This is a genomic window from Sphaerisporangium sp. NPDC005288 (assembly GCF_040607475.1).
GTDB lineage: Bacteria > Actinomycetota > Actinomycetes > Streptosporangiales > Streptosporangiaceae > Sphaerisporangium > Sphaerisporangium rhizosphaerae.
In genome coordinates, this window is sequence record NZ_JBEXGT010000009.1 from 191,384 (window position 1) to 214,928 (window position 23,545).

The following is a 23,545-nucleotide window of genomic DNA, read 5'->3' on the forward strand; positions in this document are numbered from 1 at the left end:
CACGCCGCCCCCCACCCCCGGCGGCACTCCGGCGGGCTGACCTTCCCCACTCTCGGACGCGGACGGCACGCCCGTCTCACCTCATCTCCGGACCTCTGGGTCGATCACCCGCCGAATGGCATCATGCGACCGCCCACGCTCTCAGCGACCCGCCGCCGATTCTCGCGGAAGCCACGCCCCCCGGCGCCCCTTACCGGGCGACCGGTGCACTCGCCTTACCGTGTCGCCCCGTACCTGACCTCTGTGGTCAGTACAGTCAGCCGGTGCACTCCCCTCACCGGTGGGCCGGCGCACTCCTATTACCGGTGGACCGGTGTACTCCCCGAACCGTACGGTCCGTGACCGGGGCGCCCTGCGTCCGGCGACCGGCGCGAACAGAACCGTGATGCCGTGAACGGACGAGTGGCGGCACGGCGAGCCGCCCGCCGATCGACCCGGTCAGTGCAGAGCGAAGGCTCGATCGTCCGCACCGATCTCTGCCAGCAGCGCCGGACGCTCGCCTGCCCGAATGGTGACGGCCGCCCCCAGTGCGGTCAGCGTCGGCCGGATCGTCTCTGGTGCGGGATGGATGATCGCCAGCGACCTCAGCGGCACGACAGGCAGACCGACGGAGGGATGGGCGGTGGTCCCCCAATCGATGAGGAAGGGCAACGGCCCGCTCCGCAGCGGGATGAGCCGCCAGGCGAGCAGGGTGCCGTCCGGCCTGCACCGCGACATGGCGGCAGGCTCGCCCGGGTCGTACCCCGCCCGCCTCGCCTTCGCCACCCGCTCGTCCAGTCCCCCGGGCTCGACCGCGAGGGCCCACCCGGCCAGCGCCGGTGCGGTCAACTCGTCGATCCCGAACGGCCGAGGCCCTTCGGGAGCCGGCCGGTCGGGATCGGGACCGATGATCTCCAGGTAGGCCCGGCCGCCGAGCCCGAGCAGGAAGTTGCGCGTGCCGAGTCCCGGATGCGGCCCACCCTCGACCGGCCGCACCCCCGTCACCTCCGCGACCCGCGCCACCGCCGCCGCGAGATCCGGACCCGCATAAACAAGATGATCCAGAGCCGGATCAATCATCACGGATTCTCCCCACCCACCCTGAGCCACCCGCTACCCGACACGACGGGTCCTCGGCACGACTTCCGTGGAGACTGGAGATACGTGTCGTCCCCCACTCTCAGCGACCACCACGCCGGTGTCACCCCCTTGATCACCCACTGCCCGCCGATCCACCTGTATCAGTCGACGGTCCGGGCCAAGCCATTCTCCGGTTCACCACTTACCCGCAGGAAGCTTGCGAAGACTCTTGCTTACATGATTACATCGCGGTGCCCCTCGCCCTGCGAGAGGTACGAGCCCGCCGGTCTCACGAGCGGTCACCCCGATGACTATCGGCAGGCGGACAAGCGTCTCCGCCCTTCCGGGAGCCCAGGGAGAGTGCCAGCATGACCACGACCGTGGAGTACATCCGGTACCGCATCCCCTCAGACGGCCGGAAGGATTTCGAGGACGCCTACCGCCGGGCCGCCGAATCGCTGGCCGCGGCGCCCGAGTGCATCGACTACGAACTGGCGCACTGCCAGGAGGAACCCGACCGGTACATCCTGCGGATCCGCTGGACGTCGGTCGAGGACCACCTGGAGGGCTTCGGCCGCGGCGAGCACTTCCCCGCCTTCCTCAGCGCGATCCGCCCGTACGTGAAGGCGATCGAGGAGATGCAGCACTACGTCCTCACCGACGTCGCCGGCCCCGGCAAGGCCGCGGGACAGGAGCAGCCGTGACCGAGCAGCACGTGAACGAGCCCGCGCCCGGCGTGCCCACCATCTACCAATGGATGGGCGGCGAGGAGGCCCTGAACCGCCTCACCGAGGTCTTCTACGGCCACGTCATGAAGGACCCGCTCCTCGCCCCCGTCTTCGCCGGCATGGACGAGCGCCACCCGCGGCACGTCGCCATGTGGCTCGCCGAGGTCTTCGGCGGCCCCTCGACCTACTCCGCCGAGCGCGGCGGCCACCCGCACATGGCGCGCATGCACCTGGGCCGCGGCATCACCGAGGCACAGCGCCGCCGCTGGGTCGACCTCCTGCAGGACTCCGCCGACGAGGTCGGCCTGCCGACCGACCCGGAGTTCCGCGCGGTGTTCACCTACTACATCGAGTGGGGCACGCGCATGGCACTGATCTATTCAGGCGACAACCCGCCTCCCGTGAACGCGGCCGACGTACCCCGCTGGCACTGGGGCCAGACCCCACCCTGGCAACCGAACAACTGAACCCCCGCCTGCCAAGCTCCGGCTCAAATGACCCGCGCCAGCCTACGCCGAAGCCTGCGACACACTTCGGATCGCCCGCACCACCCGGCTCTCGAACCGGCCGGCCGTCTGCTCCATGGTGTCCGCGCTTCCGCGACGACCACATGCGGATCACCCAAGCCGCCGTGACGGAGCAGGGCACGACTTTCTCGTACGCCACGTTATCGGTGAGACCGTGCCCGTACCGATGACCCGCATGCGATCGCGTCGGGTTGTGCCAGCGACCGCGCGTGGCCAGGATGATCAACTCGTCCCCGACCTTGTGAGGGCGGCTAGGCGCTAGAAATCGATGTGCGCGGGTTCCCAGATCGAGCAGTCGTGGGCGAAGAGTACGCGGCGCGGGTCGAAGTCGGCGAGGCGTTCCAGCCAGGACCGATACGAAGGCAGCGGGTCCGCCGCACCGTGGAGTGCCGCCTGGCGGGCCAGGTGGTCGGAGGCGAAATGGGACGCGAAGTCGTGGGCCTGACCGGCGAGGACCACGCTGCCGTCGCGGCGCCGGAGGACCAGCGACTGGTGGCCCTCGGTGTGCCCGGGGGTAGGGACGATCCAGACGCCGGGCCAGACCTCGGTCTCACCCGCGAGTTCCTCGTAGGTCGCGCCGGGGAAGTCGACGAGCGCGTCCACGGTGTAGCCGCCGCGGCGGGCCGTGGCCAGTTCGGAGTCCTGCACCAGGATGGGCGTACCGCTCAGCATGGGGTTGCCGCCGCAGTGGTCGAAGTGCAGATGACAGTTCGCGACCAGCGCGATGTCATCGGCGCTCACCCCGGCGTCCCCCAGCGCATCCCGCAACGGACGCCGCCGCGGGCGATAGTGCGCCTCGGTCCCGGCGTCCGCCGCGCCGATGCCGGTGTCGAACAGGATCACCCCGTTGTCGTGGCGCACCAGATAGGCGAGCACCGGCTCCACCCGCGGCCCGGTTCCCCCGGTCTCCGACTCGGGCCGGATGAAGTACCCCAGGTCGAGCCGCCGCACGCTGATCTCCCCGCTCATCCCGTCATCGTGCCAGGCCAGGACGCCCCCCGCAGCCGGTCCGCCCGTAGCGGAACAGCACGCCGTTCCCGAACGGCGTGACCCGGGGTAACGAGATCTGCCTTCGGCCCACCCCTCGGTGGTGTCCTTTCATCAACCGAACGCCGCGATCACTCCGGCCGGACGTCCGTCTGACCGGCTCAGGCCGAAGCCGGGTGCGACCGGCGGGCGGGGGTGCGGAAGACCTGGCGATGGTGCCACTCGATGTTGGCCGGCTCCACGGGAGCAAGACCCGGCTGCGGGGGGCGGACGGGACGCTCCGCGAGGTCGAGGACCATGGCCTTCGCGGTCGGTGACCTGCCGGCGAACTTGGCCGAGACGGTGATCCTCCGGTCGGCGGTGAGCCCGAGGACGCCCTTGTCGAAAAGCTTGTGGTGGATGGCGCACAGGCACAGCCCGTTGGCCACATCGTCCGGCCCTTCGAAAGCCCACCAGCGGACGTGCGCGGCATCGAGGCCGACCACGGCGCCGTCCAGCCATCCGTCGTACTCACAGAACGCGCAGCAGTACTCGTAGGCCATGAGGACCTCCTGCCGGAACAGTCCGGCGCGGCGGGGCTTCGTACGCCCAGGTACCTGTGTGAGGTGGCCGGAGCCGTCGCCTTCGAGCCGGAGCCCGGTCAGCCGGCAGATGTCGGGGTGCAGGGAGGGCTCGAAGTTGGCGTCCAGGAGATGCCGGGCGAGACGGACCACCAGGTGGGAGTCGTCGGACAGGGCGCGCAGCAGGTCAGGGTGGAGCCGACCGGCCGCCTGGGTGCCCCGCAGGCGGCCCAGCTCGGGGCCTGGACTGCCCGGACCGTCCACGGTGTGGACGATCCACACGCCGTCGCTGGTCAGATGGTGGAAAGGGTAGCCCGGGCTCGTGTCACGCGGCGGCCCGAACTCTTTGAGCAGGCGTTTCAGATCGTCCTCGGCGGCGCTGAAAACAATGGGCTCTGCGCCTTCTCGCTGGAACCGGCCGAGGGCGTAGAGCAGCAAGAGCGGTTTGTGCGGGGCCCGCTCCCCATTCCGCGCCCACCGCCGAATGCCCGCGACCCGCTCGACCCAGTCCATGACCGACCAATTTAGACCTGGCCGGGTCCATTCGGGACTGGTCGGCAGCCGACGAAAAAGACCAGAGCCTCGCCTGATGGACGAGGCCCACGTCCCTCCATCGAAATGGCTGGGACGACTGAGTCAAGTGAGCCTTTTCCATCGTGATCGTGCTGGTCATGGTGATGGGGTTAGGGCCAGATGTGCGGTGGGATGAGCCTCGCGGCAAGACAGCAGTCGACCAAGATCCAAGGCTCCGACCGGGTCGCTGTCCTACCCTGCCGCGATTCCGCTGTCGAACCGCATACTCGTCCGTCCGGCCGATCTCACCGCGTTCAATGCGTCCAACGCCGATGCAAGAGGCGGCGCCTGGATCCAGGTCGGCAAGCCTTACTCGTGCTGGCCCGTCTGCGCAACGGCGACACCTACGCCCACCTGGCCGCCGGTTCGCCATCGGCACCACGACAGCCTGGCGCTACGTGCGGAAATCGGTCGATCTGCTCGCCGCTCCGCCGACGACGTATACGTCGGCGCCGTCCGGACTTCTTGTCTTACTTATGCCATTCTCGACTGCACGCTGATCGCGATCGATGGGCCGCACGTCAGTACGGGTCCGGCGGCCGGGAGTGCCCCTCCCGGCCACCCGACCACGGCTTTCGGTGCGAAAGCTGTCGGGTCAGCAGGCCTTGGTCGGGACGTTGCCGTATGGGAAAGTCACGTTGGCGCTGTACACCCACCCCTCGATGGTGTAGTACCAGAGGTTGCCGGCAGAGTTGACGTAGCGGCAATGCGTATTGGCCCATTTTACGCTGGTCGTCTTGTAGCCGTCGCAACTGGCATAGGGTCCGCCGCGCAACCATGTGCCCGCCTTGACGTAAGCCGGGCCCGTTAAATCATCAATGCCACCATCGGGATACCAGTCGCACTTTGCGGCTGAGACTCCCAGTCCGGATGCGAGCTCGATTTTGGGCTGGAGAGCTGCAACGGCGGGTTCGGTCAGACCTGTGACGAGGACAGCAGCGGCCACGGCTGGCCATAGCATGAGCAGCGTTCGATTTTTCACGACTTGTCCATTCGAATTGGTGGGTTCCGGTAAGAGCATCACATGAAATGCAATCACCTCCATGTCATCTCGCCGTTACACGGAATACCGTAAAACCCATTTCTTTTCTTGTCGGCGATGGTTCCGCCTACGACGCTTGGCGTGGATCGCTTGGCGTTGATGTCGCACAGATTGACGCACAGGTGTGGCGTCGATGCAGCTTGGCCGGGTGTTGGTCGGGGTGTTTTCGCTGGTGAGGGTCTTGCGGCATGCTTTTCGGACCGGTTCGGTCCGAAGGGTGATGGCGGTGTGCGGAGGTGGGAATGGGTGAGGCGGAGCTGACGCCGAAGCGGTTGTTCGCTGTGCGGCTGACCGAGCTGCTGGAATTGACCGTCAAAGTAGTACGACCTCTGCTCCGCGACACCGTCGATCGCGATCAGCGTGCGGTGGAGGATGGCATAGACCAGTGGAGAAGCCCGATTGAGGATCGAGTGGCACCGGCGTAGAGCTTCTGTACTGAGCTTCGCGGACTCTGCTTCAATCCAATTGTCCACATCTTCGGCGGAGAGCTCGACCGGCTTTCACGCCCGAGTGCCGGGATGATGTGGTACTTGACCAGTGAGGTGTAGGTCCTGATGCTGCTTGCGGACTTGTCGCTCAAACCGTAGTCAAGCCAGTACGCCAGGGCGTTCTTGACGCTATATCTCCTGGAAAACGCAGTAGCGCAGTAAAGTGCCGAACGACTCACTGTCGACGGGACCTGTGACGTCGACGGGCCCACCATGGAAGCTCGCTGATGTAGTCAGGGGTTCGACCGGCCAATCGGCATAAACACTCACTGGGGGCATGAACAGGTAGCGATTGGCGAGAGGGCAAGGGCGCGTGTAACGCTCAACACGTTCCGGGGTACGTAGCCAGAGGCGTCGATCACCGCGTCCCACGGGTCGGCTTGCACCAGTCGCGCGACGTCCTCTGGAGCGCAGCGGTCACCGCGAATGGTGGTCACTCCACTCACGTCTTCACCAGAATGAGTCTTTTCATCCTGAGTAGCGGTCGGCTTGGGTGGCTTGGAGGACAAGGATGGCCTGGACGATCGCGGTGGCACGGTGAGGGCAGCAGCGCAGCTCCGCCAGGATCTTCCAGGCTTTGAGGGTGGCGACGGCGCGTTCACCCGGGGCGCGGATCTGCGCGTGGGCTCGGTTGACGTCCTTTTGGGCTCGTGACAGCCGGTGCCGGTGGCGCTTGAACGGGGTGCGAACGATACCGCTCGCGCCTCGGTAACCCTTGTCGGCGAACGTGGTGACATCGCCGTGGGTGAGAGCGTCGATCAGGCCGACCATTGCGAGCGGCGATCAGGTCATGGGTCCTGCCTGGCAGTGCGGGTGAGACCCACACCAGGCGACCGGCCGGATCGGATAGGACCTGCACGTTCACGCCGGGCGATGGCTGCGGATGAGGTCGGCCAGGTGGGCGAGTGTGCGGTTCGACAGGAGAATCGCGGCAGGGTAAGACAGCATCGAGGCTCCCGGTTGGGGCATCGGATCTTGGTCGACTGCTGTCTTACCGGGAGCCTCATCTCACCGAACATGTGGGCCCTACCCCACAACCGTGACCAGCATGATCACGATGGAAAGGGCTCAGTAGATCGGCCCTGAGGGGCTGTCAATTCACTCTGTGCGATCTCGATGGATACCAGGTGGCACGTCAGCCCGCCACGGCATGGACGGCGGACAACACTGAGCAAAACGTCCTGCTCGAGCAGACGCCATGGACGGCTGATCCTGACATCGGGAATCAGCGGAGTCCGTGCTTGTCGGCCCAGTCGGCGATGGCGGCGGCGATCAGGTGAGGGTGGTCTTCCGGGGTGTGGTGCCCGGCGATCACGTCGTGATGCCGGATCTCCAGGCCGGCCATGTTGGCCGCGCACCAGTCGTACATCGCCGGGGTCATCATGTGGCCGGGGCCGGGGTTGAAGGTGAGCAGCAGCTTGGGCACGTCGGGGCTGGTCGCCAGCCACCGGTCGTAGGCCTCGACCCTCGCCACGACGTCGGCGGGTTCTCCGCCGAGCGGCATCGACCGCGCCCATCGCAGCAGCGGCAGGCGGCTCTCCCGCGTGGGATAGGGCCCGCGGTAGGCGTCGAGGTCCTCCTGGGCGAGGGTGGTGGCGACGCTGCCCGGCAGCCCCTGCTCGAGGAAGAGGTTGTCGTCGAGCATCATCGCCTCGCCCACGCCGCTGGTCTTGATCGCCCGGAACAGTTCACGGCCCCCTTCGGGGAACTCCTCCCAGGACATCGGCTTGACGATCGCCTCGGTGAAGGCGATGCCGCGGACGCGCCCTGGGTGGCGGGCGGCCCAGTCGAAGGCGAGGAAACTGCCCCAGTCATGGCCGATCAGCACCACGTCGTCGAGACCGAGGGCGTCGAACCAAGTGTCCAGGTAGCGGACGTGGTCGGCGAAGGTGTAGTCGATGGGCGGTTTGCCGGACCTGCCCATGCCGATCAGGTCGGGAGCCAGGCGGCGGCCGGGCTCGCCGACGGCCGGGAGGACGTGCCGCCACAGGTGGGAGGAGGTCGGGTTGCCGTGCAGGAAGACCATCGGGGTGCCGGCGCCGAGGTGCGCGTAGTACATCGTCGAGTCGAGTACGGGCTGGATGGGCATGGTGTGTCCTTCGAGAAGTGGAATTGCATCATTTGGTCGACCGCGACCCGCCCGGGCGGGTCGGGCGGCGCGAACCAGCGCGTTCGGCGTATTGGCGTGCCACTACCGGGGAGAGGGCCGGGACGAGGAGCTCACCGTGAAGCCGCCGCCCGAGGTCCTCGCGTTCCGGAAGGTCGCCGTTGGCTTGGTCATCGGAAGGCCGCGATGTTGCGTGCCGCCCAGTCGGCGAAGGTGCGCGGTGCGCGGCCGAGGATCCGCTCGACGTCGGGGCTCACCTGCTGCTCGTCGCCCGACGGCTCGCCCAGGATGGCGAGGGTGCCGTCGACGACCGGCTCGGGCATGAACCGCAGCATCTGCGCGCGGGCTTCCTCGCGGGTCTGCTCGACGAACCGGACGGGAGTACCCAGCGCCCCACCGATCGCCGCGACCCGTTCCCGCGGGGTGACCGGCTCCGGGCCGGTGAGCTCGTACGCGCGACCGGTGTGGCCATCCTGGGTCAGGGTCGCGGCCGCGACCTCGGCGATGTCCGCCGGGTCGATGGCCGGCAGCCCGACGTCGCCGAACGGCGCGGCGGCCGTCCGCTGCGACCGGATCTGATCGGCCCAGGCATAGGCGTTGGAGTCGAAGCCGCCGGGCCGCAGGATCGTCCAGGCCAGACCGGAGCCTCGCACGGCTTCCTCGAACGCGGCGGGATGGCGGTAGACCTCAGGTCGCGTCCTGGCTCCCTGAGAGGAGAGCAGCACCACCCGCTGGATTCCGGCCGCCTTGGCCAGGTCCAGGATGCCCTGCGGGTCGTCACCGGCGACGAGCAGGAACAGCGTGTCGGCCCCCTCCAGTGCGGGCTTCAGGCTGACGGGCTCGGCGAGGTCGCCCCGGATGTGCCGTACCCCGGGCGGCAGCTGCGAGGGCTGCACAGGCTGCCGGGAAACCGCCGTCACCTGCTCGCCGGCCGCGGCGAGGATCCGCACGACGTTCCGTCCGACGTTCCCGGTCGCACCCGTTACTACGATCACGCAAACCATCTCCTGAGTGAGTTAGCTGGCTAACTGACTCAGCACCATAGTCGATCAGATCACCACGCGTCTATAGTTAGTCAGGTGACTGACTCTACGAAGGTGCGGCAGAAGCCGGGCAAGCGGGAGCGGCTGGCCACCGCCGCGGCCCGCGTACTGCACGAACAGGGTGTCGAGAAGACGACGCTCGCCGACATCGCCCGAGCGGCCGACGTGCCGGTGGGCAACGTCTACTACTACTTCAAGACCAAGGACCAGCTCGTCGAGGCCGCGATCGACGCGCACGGGCAGAACCTGCAGACGATCATCGCCGCGCTCGACGCCCTGCCCACCCCCCAGGATCGGCTGAAGGCGCTCGTGGGCGGGTGGGTCGATCAGCGCGAGCTCGCGGCCCGGTACGGCTGCCCCACCGGAACGCTGGCCTCAGAACTCGACAAACGCGAAGACGGCCTGGACCGCCAGATCGCCAAGATCATGCAAGTCCTGATCGACTGGACCGAGCAGCAGTTCCAGGCGATGGGCCGGCCCGACTCCCGCGAGCTCGCCGTGGCCTTGATCGCCGCCTACCAGGGGATCTCGCTGCTGACCAACACCTTCCGCGACCCCCAACTCATGGCCACCGAAGGCCGCCGCCTGGAACGCTGGATCGACTCCCTGACCTGACCAGAGACGGCGACGGCGCCGCCGCCAATGCCGGTGAGACCGGTCACGACCTGCCTGGAGCCCGAGCCGGTCGCGCTCGACGTCTCTGGGACGGGTTTCTAGAGTGTGGGGGTGGGCCGGGTATTGGCGATGTTCCTCGTCCTGGGCGCCCTTCTGTCCGGCTGCGGCTCGGAGGGGGTGCTCAGTCAGGCCGTCATCGACCGAGCTCACGCGCAGGGTGTGGCCCCGGACCTGATCTACGTCGTGGATCTGCCCGGTTACGAACTCGCCGAGCAGTCGGTCGGCGGGGTCGGGGAAGAGGGCTTCGGCGCCTTCTACGTCTCCCCCGACGGCAGGCGGGTCGAACTACGCGTTGATCGCGGTGACTTCAGCGACGGCCAGTGTGCCGACACCCCCATCAGCGGCGCCGACCCGCCCACCGCCCCAGTACGGTGTGACCGCGACGAGGTGGGCTGGTACCGGCAAGGCGGCGGCCGCCACGAGTACACCGCGGTTCGCGGCGACCACTACATCCGCCTCGCCGGACGGCTTGCGGACGTGGACCGGGCCGCCCTGAAGGCGGCCGTCGCCGGGGCACGACCTGCGACCGGGACCGGCACACCTTCCCCACCACCAAGTCCCGTCGAGCGCGGTGACCTGCCCACCAGTGGCGACGGCGCCCCCGACAACGAGGTGGGCCCCGGCGGCTGACCGAACCCGCGACTGGTCAATAACGAGGTAGGCCCCGGCAACCTGAACGGACATGCGACTGAGCAACCTTGGTGGCCGGCCATGAGGTACCTCATCGTGACCGACGAGAGCCGGTGCCTGCCCCCGGCCCCGTCCCCTCCCGCTCGGTCCGCCGAGGATTTGAGGGCGGGCCTGACGGAAATCCGCGTCCGCTCGGTTTCACATGGTGATCTGGTAACACTGCGTCCATGCGAGGTCCTCAGCCGCGCGGAGCCTCCGACCGGACCGCATGTCACCAGGAAAGTGTTCCTCGATGTCAGCCGGCGTGAGAGAGAAGGAGAAAGCATGGCGACGTTCGTGCTCGTGCCCGGGGGGTGGCACGGCTCTTGGGCGTTCGAGGCGGTGGCTCCGCTGCTGGAGCGTGCCGGTCATACCGTTCACGCCCTGACCCTGACCGGTCTGCGGCCGGACGACGACGACGCGACGGTCGCGGCCGCCAACCTCGACACCCATGCCGACGACGTGTTGCGGCTCCTCGACCGCGCCCACATCACCGGTGCGACGCTGGTCGGCCACAGCTACGGCGGGATGGTGATCACCGCGGCCGCCGATCGCGCCGGCGGCCGGGTCTCGCGACTGGTGCATCTGGACGCCTACGTACCGCGCGACGGCGAGTCGTGCTGGTCGTCGACGACCGAGCGCTACCGGGAGGCGTTCGCCGCCGGCGCCGCGACCACCGGCTACGCCGTCCGGCCGCCGGACGGCGTGGATCCCCGCTGCCGTCCCCATCCCCTCGCCTCGTTCGTGCAGGCGATCCGGCTCACAGGCGCGCTCGCGCCTGCCCCCCGCCGGGAGTTCATCTACTGCTCGGGGTGGGAGGACCGGACGCCGTTCGCCGAACTCCGCAGCCGGCTCCACGCCGATCCCGGCTGGCAGGTCCACGACGTTCCAACCGGCCACGACGCGCTGCATGAAGCCCCTGAGGCGGTCGCCGCGTTACTGCTCGGTGAATGCGGCGCGAAGGCGTCGACGCGCCGGCAGCGGGCTTGCCGTTGAGGACCATGCGAGCCCGGGTCACCACCGGCCACTGAAGCAGGCCGCTGCACCGCGTCTTCGGCTGAGGCCGGCGACGACGTCGCCAAGGTGCTTCCTGGGCTTCGCCGCCGAGCCTGGGAATGGCCACGACCCGAGACATTGATCCGGGGCCCGTGAGGAGGGGTTAACGGGGGCTACACCTTGTGCGCATGCCGGTGTAATCGCCGGGGCTGAGCCTTGTGGTCGTGGGGATGCCGAGTACGACGACCCATTGCCCGTACTGCTCGTTGCAGTGTGGGATCTCGCTGCAGGTCAGGGGCAGTGAGGTTTCGCTGGCGCCTGCCGACTTTCCGACCAATCGCGGTGGGCTCTGCGTGAAGGGGTGGACGGCGGCCGAGCTGCTGGACCACCCGGATCGGTTGCTCACGCCGCTGGTCAGGACGGTTCCCGGCGACCGCCGCAGCCCGTTTCGCGCGGCGGGCTGGGACGAGGCCCTCGATCGCACCGTGCAGGCGATCACTACGAGCCAGGAGCGGTACGGCAGGGACAGTGTCGGGTGCTTCGGGGGCGGCGGGCTCACCAACGAGAAGGCCTATCTGCTGGGGAAGTTCGCGCGGGTCGCGCTGCGGACGGCCTCGATCGACTACAACGGCCGGTTCTGCATGTCGTCGGCGGCGACCGCGGCCAACCGGGCGTTCGGCGTGGACCGGGGGCTGCCGTTTCCGCTGGCCGATGTGGCGCGGACCCAGGTCCTGCTCCTGGCCGGCAGCAATCTCGCCGACACGATGCCACCGGCGATGCAGTACCTGAACGAACGCGGGGGCGGCCTGGTCGTCGTCGATCCCCGCACGTCGGCGACGGCGAGGGCGGCGACGGTCCACCTGCGTCCGGTGCCCGGGACCGACCTCGTGCTGGCCAACGGCCTGCTCCATCTGGTGCTGCGGGCCGGTCGCGCCGACCTTGAGTACATCGCCGCGCGCACCACGGGGTTCGACGAGGTGCGGGCGGGCCTGACGGCGTACTGGCCGGACCGGGTCGAGCGCGTCACCGGGGTCCCGGTGGAGGACCTGGAACGGGTTGCGGAGATGCTCGGCACCGCCGCCTCCGCGATGATCCTGACGGCCCGGGGGGCCGAACAGCACAGCCAGGGCAGCGACACGGCGCAGGCCTTCGTCAACCTGGCGCTGGCGCTCGGGCTTCCCGGCCGGTCCGACAGCGGATACGGCTCCATCACGGGACAGGGCAACGGCCAGGGGGGACGGGAACACGGCCAGAAGGCCGACCAGCTGCCCGGATACCGGCGGATCGACGACCCGGCCGCCCGGGCCCACGTGGCCGCGGTCTGGGGGGTCGCCCCGGAGGAGTTGCCCGGCGCCGGGCCGTCGGCCTACGAAATGCTCAGCGGCATGGGCCGGGACGGCGGGGTGCGCGCCCTGCTGGTGTTCGCCTCCAACGTGGTGGTGTCCGCCCCTGATCGTGACCGCGTGCTCGACCGCCTCCGCGCGCTGGACTTCCTCGCGGTCTCGGACATGTTCCTGTCGGAGACCGCGATGGAGGCCGACGTGGTGTTCCCCACCGCCCAGTGGGCGGAGGAGGAGGGCACCATGACCAACCTGGAGGGCCGGGTCGTCCGGCGCAGGCCGGTACGGGTGCCGCCCGGCCAGGCGCGCGACGATCTGCAGATCATCACCGCTCTGGCCCGGCGGCTCGGGCGCGGCGCGTACTTCAGCGCCGACGCGCGCGAGGTGTTCCAGGAGCTGCGGCGCGCCAGTTCCGGCGGCGCCGCCGACTACGGCGGAATCACCTACGAACGGATCGAGGCGGAGCAGGGGGTGTTCTGGCCGTGCCCCGAGGGCGAGACGGGGACGGCGCGGATGTTCACGGACCGGTTCCCCACCCCGGACGGCCGGGCGCGGTTCGTCCGGGTGGAGCACCGGGACGCCACCGAACGGCCCGACGCGGAGTTCCCCTACGTCCTCACCACGGGGCGTCTCATGCGCCAGTACCAGAGCGGCACCCAGACGCGCAGGATCGCGGCGCTGACGCAGGGCGATGCGGTCCCGAGCGCGGAGATGCACCCTGACCTGGCCAGGCGGCATGGCATCGGCGCGGGGGACGCCGTCGAGCTGCGCACCCGCCGGGGCAGGGCCCTCTTCGCGGCGGAGCTGGCCGACGGCATCCGTCCCGACACCGTCTTCGTCCCGTTCCACTGGGGCGGCGAATCGGGCGCGAACGCCCTCACCGATCCGTCGCTGGACCCTCTCTCGCGCATGCCCGCCTTCAAGGCCTGCGCGGTCGCCGTCAGGAAGGTCGAAGACCCACGGCCACGGCTCGACGGAAGGACTCAGATGGATTCGACACCCCGGTTCCTGCAGGGAATCTTCTCCTTCACCGGCAAGGGCATGGACGCCCCCTTCCCGCTGGCGTCGGAGCTGCGGTACGTCGTCCCCGACGGCTACGTCACCCAGCCCGTCTACCTGCGGGGCGGCAACTCCTGCGACGAGCTCGTCTGCCTTGTCCTGATGCGCGACGGAACTCCCATGCGGTACCTGCCGATCGGCGCCAAGGCGGCCGTCCACGTCTCCCTTCGCGTCGTCGAGGACCTGATGGCCGGGACCACGATCGAGGTGTACCTGGCCGCCCCGGACGGCGTCTCCGGGTCGGCCGTCGTCGATCTCGGCCTGGTCGAGGTGTGAGGAGGAACGCCATGCGGCAGCGGCTGGTCGTGATCGGGAACGGTATGGCGGGGGCGCGCACGGTGGAGGAGATCCTCGCCAGGGGCGGAGGCGAACGGTTCTCCATCACGATGTTCGGCGACGAGCCGTACGGCAACTACAACCGGATCATGCTGTCGAACGTCCTGGCCGGGACCGACGACGAGGCCGAGATCTTCCTGAACGGCCTCGCCTGGTACGAGGCCAACGGCATCACGCTGCACGCGGGAACGCGCGTCAGACGCATCGACCGCTTCGCCCGGAAGGTGTACGCGTACGACGGCACGTCCACGTCGTACGACAGGCTGATCATCGCCACCGGCAGCCGGCCGTTCGTTCCGGACATCCCCGGAGTGCGCGACGCCAAGCGGGGCTTCCACCAGGGCGTGTTCACCTTCCGGACGATCGACGACACCCGCAACATGCTCCGGTACGCCCGCGGCCACCACGGCGCGGTGGTGATCGGCGGCGGCCTGCTCGGCCTGGAAGCGGCGCGGGGGCTGCAGAGCCACGGCCTTTCCGCCACCGTGGTGCACGCGGGCGGGCACCTGATGAACCAGCAGTTGGACCCTCAGGCGGGCGCGGTGCTGAAACGCAGCGTGGAGAGGCTGGGCATCACCGTCGAGCTGAACGCCCGGACCACCGAGATCCGGGGCGCCGAGCGCGTGACCGGCATCGCACTGTCCGACGGGCGGGTCATCCCCTGCGACATGGTCGTGATCGCGGCGGGAATCCGCCCGAACACCGAGGTGGCGCAGGCGGGCGGCCTGGTCGTGGAACGCGGCGTCGTCGTCGACGACCAGATGCGGGCGATCGGCGAGCGCGGCGTCTACGCCGTCGGCGAGTGCGCTCAGCACCGCGGCCAGGTGTACGGCGTGGTGGCGCCCCTGTGGGAGCAGGCCAGGGTCCTGGCCGACCACATCACCGGAGCCGATCCCACCGCCGCCTACCACGGGTCGCGCATCGCGACCAAGCTCAAGGTGGCCGGGGTGAACGTGGCGTCCATGGGCCTGAAGGGTCCAGAGCGCGAGGACGACGAGTTCGTGGTGGTGGCCGAGCCCACGCGCGGGATGTACAAGAGCGTCGTGGTCCGCGACGGCCGGCTGGTCGGGGCGACCCTGGTGGACGACCTGAGCAAGGTCGCCTTCCTCATGCAGGCCTTCGACCGCGGGCTCCCGCTGCCCGAGGAGCGGGTCCGGCTGCTGTTCGACCTGGGCGCGCCGTCCGCCGAGACCAGCGTCGAGGAGCTCTCCGAGGACGCGCAGGTGTGCAACTGCAACGGCGTCAGCAAGGCGGACCTGGTCTCGGCGGTCAAGGACGGGGCCAGGTCCGTCACCGGGGTGATGGACGCGACCCGGGCCGGCAAGGGGTGCGGCTCCTGCCGGTCGCTGGTCACGCAGATCGTCGAGTGGGCGGCCGGCGGGGAGACCGAGGAGGACCCCTCGGCCGGCTGGTACGTGCCGGGCGTCCCGCTCGCCAAGCAGGAGCTCATGGCCGAGATCCGGGCGCGCGGCCTCCGATCGGTCTCCGCGGTCTTCGCGGAGCTCGCCCCCGCGGGCAAGGAGGACGCGAAAAGCAAGATGGGCCTGGCGTCGCTGCTCCGCACGATGTGGGCCGGCGAGTACGTCGACGAACGCGACGCTCGCTTCATCAACGACCGGGTGCACGCCAACATCCAGAAGGACGGCACGTTCTCCGTCGTGCCCCAGATGAAGGGCGGCTGCACCACCCCCGACCAGCTCCGCCGTATCGCCGACGTCGCGGACAAGTACCAGGTCCCCCTGGTCAAGGTCACCGGCGGCCAGCGCATCGACCTGCTCGGGATCCGCAAGGAGGACCTGCCGAAGGTGTGGGCCGATCTCGGCATGCCGTCCGGCCACGCGTACGGCAAGAGCTTCCGGACGGTCAAGACCTGCGTGGGCCTGGACTTCTGCAGGTACGGCCTGGGTGACTCCACCGCGCTGGGCATCGCCCTGGAGACCCGGTACCAAGGACTCGAAGCGCCCGCGAAGATGAAGCTGGCCGTCACCGGCTGCCCGCGCAACTGCGCCGAGGCCTACGTCAAAGATCTCGGCGTGGTGGCCGTGGAGGGGGGCCGCTGGGAGATCTACGTGGGCGGAGCGGCGGGGGCGCACATCCGCAAGGGCGACCTTCTGGCCACGGTGGGCACCGCCGAGGAGGTCATCACCCTGACCGGGCGCTTCCTGCAGTACTACCGGGAGAACGCCAACTGGCTCGAGCGCACCTACGCGTTCGTGCCGCGCGTCGGCATCGAGCGGATCCGGGAGGTCGTGGTCGACGACGCCGACGGCATCGCCGCCGGCCTGGACCAGGCGGTACAGGCCTCTGTGGACGCTTACCGCGATCCCTGGCAGGAGGGCAGGGAGCCCGTCACCCCCGGCCAGTTCCGCCCCGCCCTGCCGCTGCTCCCGGTGCCGAAGCGATGACCGCGACCCCGGGCGTCCGGGCGCACAGGCTCGGGCGCCTCGACGAGATCCCGGTCGGCGAGGGCCGGGCGTTCACGGTGGACGGCGAGCAGATCGCCGTGTTCCGGCTGCGGGACGGGAACGCGCGCGCCGTGTCCGCCGTGTGCACCCACGCCCAGGGCCCGCTGGCCGACGGCCAGATCGACGGCGACGTCGTCATCTGCCCGTTGCACCAGCACATGTTCGACCTCGCCACCGGCTGCTCGACCACCGGCCAGCCCCCACTCCGGTCCTACCCCCTCCACATCGACCCCGACGGCCACCTGTTCGTGCACATCTGACGCGGCCTCCCCGGACGAGCGGGGTGAGGCGAAGGGCCTGCCGAGCCGGCGTCGCTCGGCCCGGCCACCGAGATCTCGCGCTTGCGGGTTGGATGCGGACGGCCGAAGCGTGGTAGGCTGATGCCAGTTGCAGTTGTGGTAACCGTGAACTTTTTGCGCGCCTGACGGGAATTGTGACGTCGGGTGCATTTTTGTTTTACCGGTCATCTCCGGACGGGCTTATCACGGCGGCGCGGAACCGGCACAGAGCCGACTCCGGCTCAGCCCCTCATCAAAGGAGATCGACATGGCGACTGGAACCGTGAAGTGGTTCAACTCGGAAAAGGGCTTCGGCTTCATCGAGCAGGACGGTGGCGGCGCTGACGTCTTCGCCCACTACTCGAACATCGCCGCCCAGGGCTACCGTGAGCTGCAGGAAGGCCAGAAGGTCTCCTTCGACGTCACCCAGGGCCAGAAGGGCCCGCAGGCCGAGAACATCGTTCCGGTCTGACGCGTCACGCTCCACGGCCGGGGCCCGCACCTTAGAGGTGCGGGCCCCGGCTCGCGTTATGGCCGCCCCTCGCGGCATCCCGACGGTTCGACGATGGAAAGTCGTCACCGTCAGCGGTTTCGTTGCCACGCTTCGCTACGTGACCCCCGCACAGGCGACCGCCTACACTCGCGACATGGGCGAGGACGCGTTCGAAGTTCCGTTGGACGAGGCAGACGGCCACCTGCCCGATGTCATCAGCGCGGCGGCCGAACGCAACACCATCGCTTACCTCACCGACCACGGTCGCCGCGTCGCGGCCATCGTGCCCGCCGACGAGGCCTGGTACTGGACTCCCGGCTGGCAGTCCGCCGAAACCGAGGCGGACGCGGATTTCCGCGAGGGCCGCACCCGGACCTTCGACAGCATGGACGACATGTTCGCCGAAATCGACGCCGTCCGTGGTGAAGACACCCGGTGAGGTACGAACGCTCGGCGTCCTTTCTCCGGGACGCGTCACGGCTGCCTCCCGAGCACTACGCCATGTTCAAGGACGCCGTCTACAAGCATCTTCTTCCTGCTATCGAGCAGGGGGCACACACCGGCCGCGCCCCTTGGCCGGTACGGCTGCGCGTCCACAAGCTCACGGACACCGATATCTACTCTCTGACCTGGAACTTCGCCTCTCCAGACGGCCGGGCCACCTTCCGCTTCGAAATCGCTGACGACGGTGAGACCATCCTGCATTGGCGTCGAGTGGGAAATCATTCCAATTACGATCACCCCTGAAGCGCGGCCGTCTCCCATTCCGCCCGAGCCGGTCTGTCAGTCCTTGACGGCGCCGGCGGTGACTCCGGCGGCGACGTAGCGCTGGGCGATGACAAGAAGCGCGGTCGCCGGGATCGAGGCGACGACGGCGGTGGCCATGATGGCGTTCCACTGCTGGTTGTTGTTGCCGATGTAGTGGTAGATGCCGAGGGTGATCGGCTGGTGGTCGCCGCCCTGGTCCAGGGTGCTGGCGAAGATGAAGTCCGACCACGCCCACAGGAACGCGAACAGCGACACGGTGATGATCGAGTTGCGGCTGACCGGCAGCACGACCGACCAGAACGTGCGCATCGCCCCCGCCCCGTCCACCCTGGCCGCCTGCATCAGCTCCTCGGGGATTCCGGACATGAACGTGGTGAGGACCAACACCGCGAACGGCACCGCCAGCGTCGAGTCGGCCACGATCAGCCCGGGGACCGTGTTGAGCACGCCGGTGCTGAGGAAGATGGCGTAGAACCCCATCGCCATGATGATCCCGGGGATCATCTGGGCGATGAGCAGCACGAAGCTCAGCGCCCCGCCACCCTTCGGACGCAGCTTGGCCAGCGAGTACGCCGCCGGCGCCGCGATGACCAGCGTGAGCGCGACGGTGCCGAGCCCGATCACCAGGCTGGTGACCAGGTAGGGCCCCTGCTGCTCCAGCACCGCCCGGTAGCCCTCCAGTGTCCCGTTGCTCGGCCACAGGTACGGCGGGCTCTTGCGCATGTCCTGGTCGCGGGTGAGGGAGACGTTGATCATCCAGTAGACCGGGAACAGCATCAGGCCGGTCAGCACCAGCCCGAGCGCGCTTTTCGCCCAGCCGCGCGAGGCGATCATGCGAAGGCCTGCCTTCTTTGCACGTAGATGTAGAGCAGCCCGAAGAACAGGGCCATGACGATCAGCAGGTTGCCCACCGCCGCGCCGGGACCGAAGGCCGGCAGCAGGTTGCCGAAGCCCAGCCGGTAGGACCAGGTGGCCAGCGTCGTGGAGGAGTCGCTCGGCCCGCCCTTGGTCATGATCCAGATGATGTCGAACACCTTGAGCGTGTAGACCAGCCCCAGCAGCAGCGTGATCGCCGACACCGGGCGCAGCAGCGGGAAGGTGACCTTCCAGAACCGCTGCCAGCCCGTGGCGCCGTCGAGTTCGGCCGCCTCGTGGATGTGCGCCGGAATCGCCTGCAGGCCGCTGTACAGCACGACCAGGTTGAACGGGATCCCGATCCAGATGTTGGCGATGGTCACCGACCACAGTGACCAGTCGGGTGAGGTCAGCCAGTTGACCGGAGACACCCCGAAGGCGGTCAGCATCGCGTTGACCAGGCCGGAGTCGCTGTTGAACATCCACGACCAGGTCGAGGACGACACGATCAGCGGCAGCAGCCAGGGCACCAGGAACAGCGCCCGCAGGGTCGCCGCGAGCCGGAAGTGCCGGGTGAAGAACACCGCGAGGCCGAGGCCGATGGTGAACTGGAACACCAGCGACACCACGGTGAACACCACGGTGTGCCACAGCGCCGGGCCGAACGTCGGATTGGCGAAGATCTTGCCGTAGTTGTCGAACCCGGTGAACGGCGCACCCCCTTGCACGAAGGACCGCACCGTGTAGTCGCGCAGGCTCAGATCCAGGTTGCGGTAGAGGGGGTAGGCGTAGAAGACCAGCAGATAGACGACGACGGGCGCCAGGAACGCCCACGCCGTCCACTGCCCGGACCGCCGCCGCGCGGCCGCGCGCCGTCCGCCGCGGGGCGGCGGAGCCGGCGGCCGCCTCGGCCGGCCGCCCGCGATGGGCGCGGCCGGCGTCTGTGTTGCGTGTTTCATGCTGTCCTTTTCGACAGAGATCGGCAGAGATCGGCTAGTGCGCTCTCCACGAACGTTCACCGGCTCGGACGCCGTACCAGGCGCCGGCATCGCCGTACCACGACCCGCCGACCCGCCGACCCGGCGCCGATCACATCCAGCACATGGCCGGGGTGAGGAGCCGCGCCCGTGAACATATGTGGTCACCGCCCTAGAGAAGGGACGACGTCCATGACCCCGGGGCACCGACCGCGCCCCGGGGTCCTCCCCCGGACCGTGCTCGTCGCTCCTACTGGGTCGCGCTCGCCGCGGCGGCCTGGGCGGCGGCCATCGCCTCCTGCGGTTGCTGCGCTCCGCTGAGAGCGGCCTGCATCGCCTTCCACATGGGCTCGGAGATCTTCGGATACTTCGTACCGAGATCATCGCTGGTGCGGCCCTTGGCCGCCTTGACCGCCTCCACCCATACCTTGAGCTCCGGGTTCTCCGCCACCTGCTTGGCCTGCACGTTCTCGGTCGGCGCGATGTACGACAGCGTGGTGTCGGTGGTGTAGGAGTTCTCGGTGCTGGTCAGGCAGGTGACCAGCTTCTGCGACACGGCGTAACGCGCGGCGTCCTTCTGTACCGGGACGCCGACGAACTCGCCGCCGGTCGGGGCGGGCGCGGCTCCGCCGTCCTTGCCGGGGATCGGGATGATGCCGTACTCGAAGCCCGTCTTCTTGGCGTTGGCCAGTTGCCAGGTGCCGTTCTCGCTGAAGGCGAAGTCGCCGGTCGCGAACTCCTGCCAGCTCGTGGTCTGGGTGTTGTTGATCACCGAGTTGGGGGCGTATCCCTTCTTCAGCCAATCGGTCCACAGCGACAGCGACGCGACCCCCTCCGGCGAGTCCAGCTTGGTGAGCTGCGCGCCTGCGCCCCAGAACCAGGGCAGGAACTGGAAGCTGCCCTCCTCGGTGCCGATCGCGGAGAACGTGATGCCCTTCTTGCCCGCCGCCTTCACCTTCGCGAGCGCGGCCGTCAGCGACGCCCAGTCCTTGACCGACGCCGCGGCCACCCCGGCCTTCTTCAGCACGGCCTTGTTGTAGTAGAGCGCCAGCGTGTTGGCCCCGATCGGGATGCCGTAGGTCTTGCCGCCCATCTGGCCCGCCGCCAGCAGGTTCGGCGAGATGGTGGAGGTGTCGAGCTTCGTCTCGTCGGTCGAGGTCAGCACCCCCGCCTCGGCCAGCGTCGAGACCACCGGGTTGTCCACGATCAGCACGTCGGGCGAGTTGCCCTGCTGCGCCGCCAGCAGCGCCTTGTTGGTCAGGTCGGTGGTGTCGTACCCGGTGCGCTTGACCGTCACCCCGGCCTGGGTCCCGCAGGACTGCAGGAGCTTCACCCAGTCGGAGGTGTCGTCGAACTGGGGGTAGGGGTCCCAGATCGTGTAGGCGCCGCCCCCGGCCGAGGCCTTGCCGGCGTCGGTGCCGGAGGGGGAGGACGGCGCGGACGAGCACGCCGCGGCGCCGCTCGCCACTGTGACGGCGACGAGGGCCGCGCCAAGGCCCCGTCGTCCTGAACGGCGACTTTCCATAGGTCTTCCTTTCGAAGCCGGATCACCGGCTGGATCTGTCGGCCGGCCGCGCGGGTTCGCACGGTCAGGATGCGAACCCGCGCGGACACGCTCAGGTGAGCTGGATGTAGTCCAGCTCGGCATAACCGGTGCCTCCGTTGAAGCCGGGAGAGCCCTTGGCCAGGCGGATCACGTTGTAGCCGGCCTGCAGGTTGACGGTCGTGGCGGTCGTGGCGCCGAACTGGCCCCAGCCGGAGGTGGGCGGGTAGCTGATGGTGCCCCACGCGCCGCCGTTGTAGGCGATCCCCTGCGTGGCGGTCGCACCGGTGCCGTTGGCGTACCCGACGGTCATGGTGTACGAGCGCGCGGACGGCACGTTCACCACGAAATCGACGTAGCTGTCGTCGCGGTGGGTGCCGGTGTTGTTGTCGATGCGGCCGACGTAGCCGCCCTCGGACGCGCTGGAGCTCGTCAGCCGCTGGGCGCGGAAGACCGACCCGTTCTCCGCCTCGTAGCGCTGCTGGTAGGAGGGCACCCCGCTCGCCGGCTGGATGACCAGGTTGTAGGCGCTCGTGGCGGACATGTTGGGCACCGAGACGCTGATCTCTCCGTTGCTCACCGTGGAGGTGGTCGTCGAGATCGTGGTCGGCGCCGTCACGGCGGTGAAGCGGCCGTTGGCCGGCGTCGACTGGAGGGTCACCCTGACGCTGGAGCCCAGGGCGCCGATGCCGGTGACGCGGACGGTGTTGGTGCCGGACTCGTTGCCGAACACCACGTTGACGATCTTGCGGGTGCCGTCGTAGGCGGCGAAGCCGTCCAGCGCCGTCTGGTTGGCCGGGGTGGTGGTCACCATCCTGCCCGCCATGTCGCCGTACCACTTGTACAGCCACCACGTGCCGGTGGGCTGGTTGCCGTTGACGACCAGACCGTTCATCGTGCCGTACTCGTACCAGAAGGCCCGGTGCGCGGTCTCGACGCCGCCTCGCTCCAGCTTGGCCACGTAGCTGGCGACCCGGCCGGGGACGTCGACCTCGCTCGTCGCGGCGTACTCGTTGATGGAGATGCGGCGAGGGCTGATGCCGAGGGAGGACTCAAGCGCGCGGTAGTTCGCGATGTCGGCGGCGATGTTGTTGGGGCTGCCCAGCTCGTGCCAGCAGATGATGTCGGGCAGCGTCCCGCTGGCCTTGGCGCTGGTCAGGAAGGACGACAGCCAGGAGCGGTTGTAGTAGGAGATGCTCGGCCCGACGATCGGCGTGGTGGCGTCCAGCGCCCGCACGGCCCGGAAGGTGCGCGCCCAGCCGTCGTTGAAGGCACCGGCGGCCCCGGTGTTCCACGTCCAGTCCGGCTCGTTCCACAGCTCCCAGCCGACGACGTTGGTCACCGAGGTCGTGTTGAGGCGGGCACGGACCATCGTGTCCACCTTGGCCAGCCAGTCGTTCCAGCTCACCCACTGGTAGGGGAAGTTGGGATAGATGTCCGGCATCCGGATGTACTCCCCGGCGCCGACCCGGGTGGCCTGCGGGGAGACCTTCAGGGAGTCCCCGCCCGGCGGCTGGCCGTTGGGCCGCTGTCCCACGCCGGGGGCGGGCTGCGTCAGGGAGTTCACCTTGAGCGACAGCAGGGTGGAGTCGGCGGGCCTGCTGTTCTCGGCCAGGCCGTACAGTCCGCCGGTGGCGACGTGGGTGACGGGCCGGAAGGGCTGGGCGACGTTCACCGTGAGGGTGGTACCGGCCGCCTCGGCGGGCGCCAGGGGGACGAGCCCGCCGAATCCCGCGGCAAGCAGTGCCGCGGTGAGGCCGATCGCGCGTCCCGGCGTGAGTCGGGGTCTGCTCATCAGCTACCTCGCTCTTTCTGTGCTCAGTTGGGGGGCGAGCAGGAGGTGGAACGGGACCGTCCCTCCCCGAGCCGGCGGCGCACCGCGGGCGGTCCCACGCGGGGGTCGTGCCGGTGGCCGGCACCCGCGAGCTCACCGTCACCTCCCGCGGCGCCGCCGTCCTGCCCGCCCTGCTGCCCGCC

22 protein-coding genes and 2 pseudogenes are annotated in these 23,545 nt (G+C 69.0%); 13 read left to right on the forward strand and 11 right to left on the reverse strand.

Features of this window, described 5'->3' with window-relative positions:
* Positions 1 to 438 precede the first annotated feature (438 nt).
* Positions 439 to 1,059 carry a VOC family protein gene (locus ABZU32_RS11715; protein WP_354920550.1) on the reverse strand — a complete coding sequence of 207 codons (621 nt, stop codon included), beginning with the start codon at positions 1,057 to 1,059 and terminating at the stop codon, positions 439 to 441.
* 368 nt (positions 1,060 to 1,427) lie between these two features.
* Here ABZU32_RS11715 and ABZU32_RS11720 point away from each other — a divergent pair, with 368 nt between their 5' ends.
* Positions 1,428 to 1,763, forward strand: a complete 336-nt coding sequence (locus ABZU32_RS11720; RefSeq protein ID WP_354920553.1) for an antibiotic biosynthesis monooxygenase family protein — start codon at positions 1,428 to 1,430, stop codon at positions 1,761 to 1,763.
* The gene (locus ABZU32_RS11725) at positions 1,760 to 2,254 is read left to right on the forward strand and encodes a group II truncated hemoglobin (protein WP_354920556.1); all 495 of its coding nucleotides are present in this window, start codon (positions 1,760 to 1,762) and stop codon (positions 2,252 to 2,254) included. Before ABZU32_RS11720 ends, ABZU32_RS11725 begins: the two co-directional genes overlap by 4 nt.
* Before the next feature lie 318 nt (positions 2,255 to 2,572).
* Here the strand turns inward: ABZU32_RS11725 and ABZU32_RS11730 are convergent, their stop codons facing one another.
* Both ABZU32_RS11730 and ABZU32_RS11735 read right to left on the reverse strand, forming a co-directional pair.
* Positions 2,573 to 3,283 carry an N-acyl homoserine lactonase family protein gene (locus ABZU32_RS11730; protein WP_354920558.1) on the reverse strand — a complete coding sequence of 237 codons (711 nt, stop codon included), beginning with the start codon at positions 3,281 to 3,283 and terminating at the stop codon, positions 2,573 to 2,575.
* Positions 3,284 to 3,462: 179 nt separating this feature from the next.
* The gene (locus ABZU32_RS11735) at positions 3,463 to 4,374 is read right to left on the reverse strand and encodes a phosphorothioated DNA-binding restriction endonuclease (protein WP_354920561.1); all 912 of its coding nucleotides are present in this window, start codon (positions 4,372 to 4,374) and stop codon (positions 3,463 to 3,465) included.
* Positions 4,375 to 4,657: 283 nt separating this feature from the next.
* Here ABZU32_RS11735 and ABZU32_RS11740 point away from each other — a divergent pair.
* Positions 4,658 to 4,862: pseudogene (locus tag ABZU32_RS11740) on the forward strand (transposase family protein); the annotation flags it as partial.
* Positions 4,863 to 5,029: 167 nt separating this feature from the next.
* Here ABZU32_RS11740 and ABZU32_RS11745 read toward each other — a convergent pair.
* Complete coding sequence (locus tag ABZU32_RS11745) at positions 5,030 to 5,479, reverse strand: hypothetical protein (RefSeq protein WP_354920564.1); 450 nt, start codon at positions 5,477 to 5,479, stop codon at positions 5,030 to 5,032.
* Positions 5,480 to 5,718: 239 nt separating this feature from the next.
* Here ABZU32_RS11745 and ABZU32_RS11750 point away from each other — a divergent pair, with 239 nt between their 5' ends.
* Positions 5,719 to 5,901 (forward strand): hypothetical protein, encoded by a 183-nt coding sequence (locus ABZU32_RS11750; protein ID WP_354920567.1) that lies wholly within the window; start codon positions 5,719 to 5,721, stop codon positions 5,899 to 5,901.
* Positions 5,902 to 6,432: 531 nt separating this feature from the next.
* On the opposite strand, the pseudogene ABZU32_RS11755 reads toward ABZU32_RS11750, so the two are convergent.
* The 3 genes and pseudogenes from ABZU32_RS11755 to ABZU32_RS11765 form a co-directional block, all read right to left on the reverse strand.
* Positions 6,433 to 6,832, reverse strand: a pseudogene (locus ABZU32_RS11755) (transposase family protein); the annotation flags it as partial.
* A 357-nt stretch (positions 6,833 to 7,189) separates the two neighbouring features.
* Entirely contained in the window at positions 7,190 to 8,053 is an 864-nt protein-coding gene (locus ABZU32_RS11760) for a haloalkane dehalogenase (protein WP_354920570.1), read from the reverse strand.
* 188 nt (positions 8,054 to 8,241) lie between these two features.
* Positions 8,242 to 9,066, reverse strand: coding sequence for an NAD(P)H-binding protein (locus ABZU32_RS11765; RefSeq protein ID WP_354920573.1), 825 nt, complete (start codon positions 9,064 to 9,066; stop codon positions 8,242 to 8,244).
* 84 nt (positions 9,067 to 9,150) lie between these two features.
* Here ABZU32_RS11765 and ABZU32_RS11770 point away from each other — a divergent pair, with 84 nt between their 5' ends.
* The 9 genes from ABZU32_RS11770 (at position 9,151) to ABZU32_RS11810 (ending at position 18,172) form a co-directional block, all read left to right on the forward strand.
* Positions 9,151 to 9,729: a TetR/AcrR family transcriptional regulator gene (locus tag ABZU32_RS11770; RefSeq protein WP_354920576.1), complete on the forward strand. Its 579-nt coding sequence runs from the start codon at positions 9,151 to 9,153 to the stop codon at positions 9,727 to 9,729.
* 111 nt (positions 9,730 to 9,840) lie between these two features.
* Positions 9,841 to 10,419, forward strand: a complete 579-nt coding sequence (locus ABZU32_RS11775; protein ID WP_354920578.1) for a hypothetical protein — start codon at positions 9,841 to 9,843, stop codon at positions 10,417 to 10,419.
* A gap of 324 nt (positions 10,420 to 10,743) precedes the next feature.
* The gene (locus tag ABZU32_RS11780) at positions 10,744 to 11,454 is read left to right on the forward strand and encodes an alpha/beta hydrolase family protein (protein ID WP_354920581.1); all 711 of its coding nucleotides are present in this window, start codon (positions 10,744 to 10,746) and stop codon (positions 11,452 to 11,454) included.
* Between the two features lie 230 nt (positions 11,455 to 11,684).
* Positions 11,685 to 14,129 carry a molybdopterin oxidoreductase family protein gene (locus ABZU32_RS11785; RefSeq protein WP_354920584.1) on the forward strand — a complete coding sequence of 815 codons (2,445 nt, stop codon included), beginning with the start codon at positions 11,685 to 11,687 and terminating at the stop codon, positions 14,127 to 14,129.
* Between the two features lie 11 nt (positions 14,130 to 14,140).
* Complete coding sequence (nirB, locus tag ABZU32_RS11790) at positions 14,141 to 16,594, forward strand: nitrite reductase large subunit NirB (RefSeq protein WP_354920587.1); 2,454 nt, start codon at positions 14,141 to 14,143, stop codon at positions 16,592 to 16,594.
* Positions 16,591 to 16,914, forward strand: coding sequence for a Rieske (2Fe-2S) protein (locus ABZU32_RS11795; RefSeq protein ID WP_354920590.1), 324 nt, complete (start codon positions 16,591 to 16,593; stop codon positions 16,912 to 16,914). The genes nirB and ABZU32_RS11795 overlap by 4 nt, the downstream gene beginning before the upstream one ends.
* Positions 16,915 to 17,200: 286 nt before the next feature.
* A complete protein-coding gene (locus ABZU32_RS11800) occupies positions 17,201 to 17,404 on the forward strand; it encodes a cold-shock protein (protein WP_350929493.1) in 204 nt (67 codons plus the stop codon).
* Positions 17,405 to 17,579: 175 nt separating this feature from the next.
* Entirely contained in the window at positions 17,580 to 17,864 is a 285-nt protein-coding gene (locus ABZU32_RS11805; RefSeq protein ID WP_354920593.1) for a hypothetical protein, read from the forward strand.
* Positions 17,861 to 18,172: a hypothetical protein gene (locus tag ABZU32_RS11810; RefSeq protein ID WP_354920595.1), complete on the forward strand. Its 312-nt coding sequence runs from the start codon at positions 17,861 to 17,863 to the stop codon at positions 18,170 to 18,172. The genes ABZU32_RS11805 and ABZU32_RS11810 overlap by 4 nt, the downstream gene beginning before the upstream one ends.
* A gap of 36 nt (positions 18,173 to 18,208) precedes the next feature.
* On the opposite strand, the gene ABZU32_RS11815 is transcribed toward ABZU32_RS11810, so the two are convergent.
* From ABZU32_RS11815 to ABZU32_RS11830, 4 genes are all read right to left on the reverse strand, one after another.
* Entirely contained in the window at positions 18,209 to 19,027 is an 819-nt protein-coding gene (locus tag ABZU32_RS11815; protein WP_354920598.1) for a carbohydrate ABC transporter permease, read from the reverse strand.
* Positions 19,024 to 20,007, reverse strand: a complete 984-nt coding sequence (locus ABZU32_RS11820; protein ID WP_354920601.1) for a sugar ABC transporter permease — start codon at positions 20,005 to 20,007, stop codon at positions 19,024 to 19,026. Before ABZU32_RS11820 ends, ABZU32_RS11815 begins: the two co-directional genes overlap by 4 nt.
* Before the next feature lie 268 nt (positions 20,008 to 20,275).
* Positions 20,276 to 21,550: a sugar ABC transporter substrate-binding protein gene (locus ABZU32_RS11825; protein ID WP_354920604.1), complete on the reverse strand. Its 1,275-nt coding sequence runs from the start codon at positions 21,548 to 21,550 to the stop codon at positions 20,276 to 20,278.
* Positions 21,551 to 21,641: 91 nt separating this feature from the next.
* A complete protein-coding gene (locus tag ABZU32_RS11830; protein WP_354920607.1) occupies positions 21,642 to 23,363 on the reverse strand; it encodes a CBM35 domain-containing protein in 1,722 nt (573 codons plus the stop codon).
* Between the last annotated feature and the right edge of the window lie 182 nt (positions 23,364 to 23,545).

Coding starts and splice junctions, on each gene's coding strand:
- ABZU32_RS11805 (WP_354920593.1), top strand. CDS start 17,580: ATGGGCGAGGACGCGTTCGAAGTTCCGTTGGACGAGGCAGACGGCCAC.
- ABZU32_RS11745 (WP_354920564.1), bottom strand. CDS start 5,479: ATGGAGGTGATTGCATTTCATGTGATGCTCTTACCGGAACCCACCAAT.
- ABZU32_RS11820 (WP_354920601.1), bottom strand. CDS start 20,007: ATGAAACACGCAACACAGACGCCGGCCGCGCCCATCGCGGGCGGCCGG.
- ABZU32_RS11730 (WP_354920558.1), bottom strand. CDS start 3,283: ATGAGCGGGGAGATCAGCGTGCGGCGGCTCGACCTGGGGTACTTCATC.
- ABZU32_RS11780 (WP_354920581.1), top strand. CDS start 10,744: ATGGCGACGTTCGTGCTCGTGCCCGGGGGGTGGCACGGCTCTTGGGCG.
- ABZU32_RS11825 (WP_354920604.1), bottom strand. CDS start 21,550: ATGGAAAGTCGCCGTTCAGGACGACGGGGCCTTGGCGCGGCCCTCGTC.
- ABZU32_RS11830 (WP_354920607.1), bottom strand. CDS start 23,363: ATGAGCAGACCCCGACTCACGCCGGGACGCGCGATCGGCCTCACCGCG.
- ABZU32_RS11815 (WP_354920598.1), bottom strand. CDS start 19,027: ATGATCGCCTCGCGCGGCTGGGCGAAAAGCGCGCTCGGGCTGGTGCTG.
- ABZU32_RS11785 (WP_354920584.1), top strand. CDS start 11,685: ATGCCGAGTACGACGACCCATTGCCCGTACTGCTCGTTGCAGTGTGGG.
- ABZU32_RS11760 (WP_354920570.1), bottom strand. CDS start 8,053: ATGCCCATCCAGCCCGTACTCGACTCGACGATGTACTACGCGCACCTC.
- ABZU32_RS11795 (WP_354920590.1), top strand. CDS start 16,591: ATGACCGCGACCCCGGGCGTCCGGGCGCACAGGCTCGGGCGCCTCGAC.
- ABZU32_RS11800 (WP_350929493.1), top strand. CDS start 17,201: ATGGCGACTGGAACCGTGAAGTGGTTCAACTCGGAAAAGGGCTTCGGC.
- ABZU32_RS11750 (WP_354920567.1), top strand. CDS start 5,719: ATGGGTGAGGCGGAGCTGACGCCGAAGCGGTTGTTCGCTGTGCGGCTG.
- ABZU32_RS11715 (WP_354920550.1), bottom strand. CDS start 1,059: ATGATTGATCCGGCTCTGGATCATCTTGTTTATGCGGGTCCGGATCTC.
- ABZU32_RS11720 (WP_354920553.1), top strand. CDS start 1,428: ATGACCACGACCGTGGAGTACATCCGGTACCGCATCCCCTCAGACGGC.
- ABZU32_RS11735 (WP_354920561.1), bottom strand. CDS start 4,374: ATGGACTGGGTCGAGCGGGTCGCGGGCATTCGGCGGTGGGCGCGGAAT.
- nirB (WP_354920587.1), top strand. CDS start 14,141: ATGCGGCAGCGGCTGGTCGTGATCGGGAACGGTATGGCGGGGGCGCGC.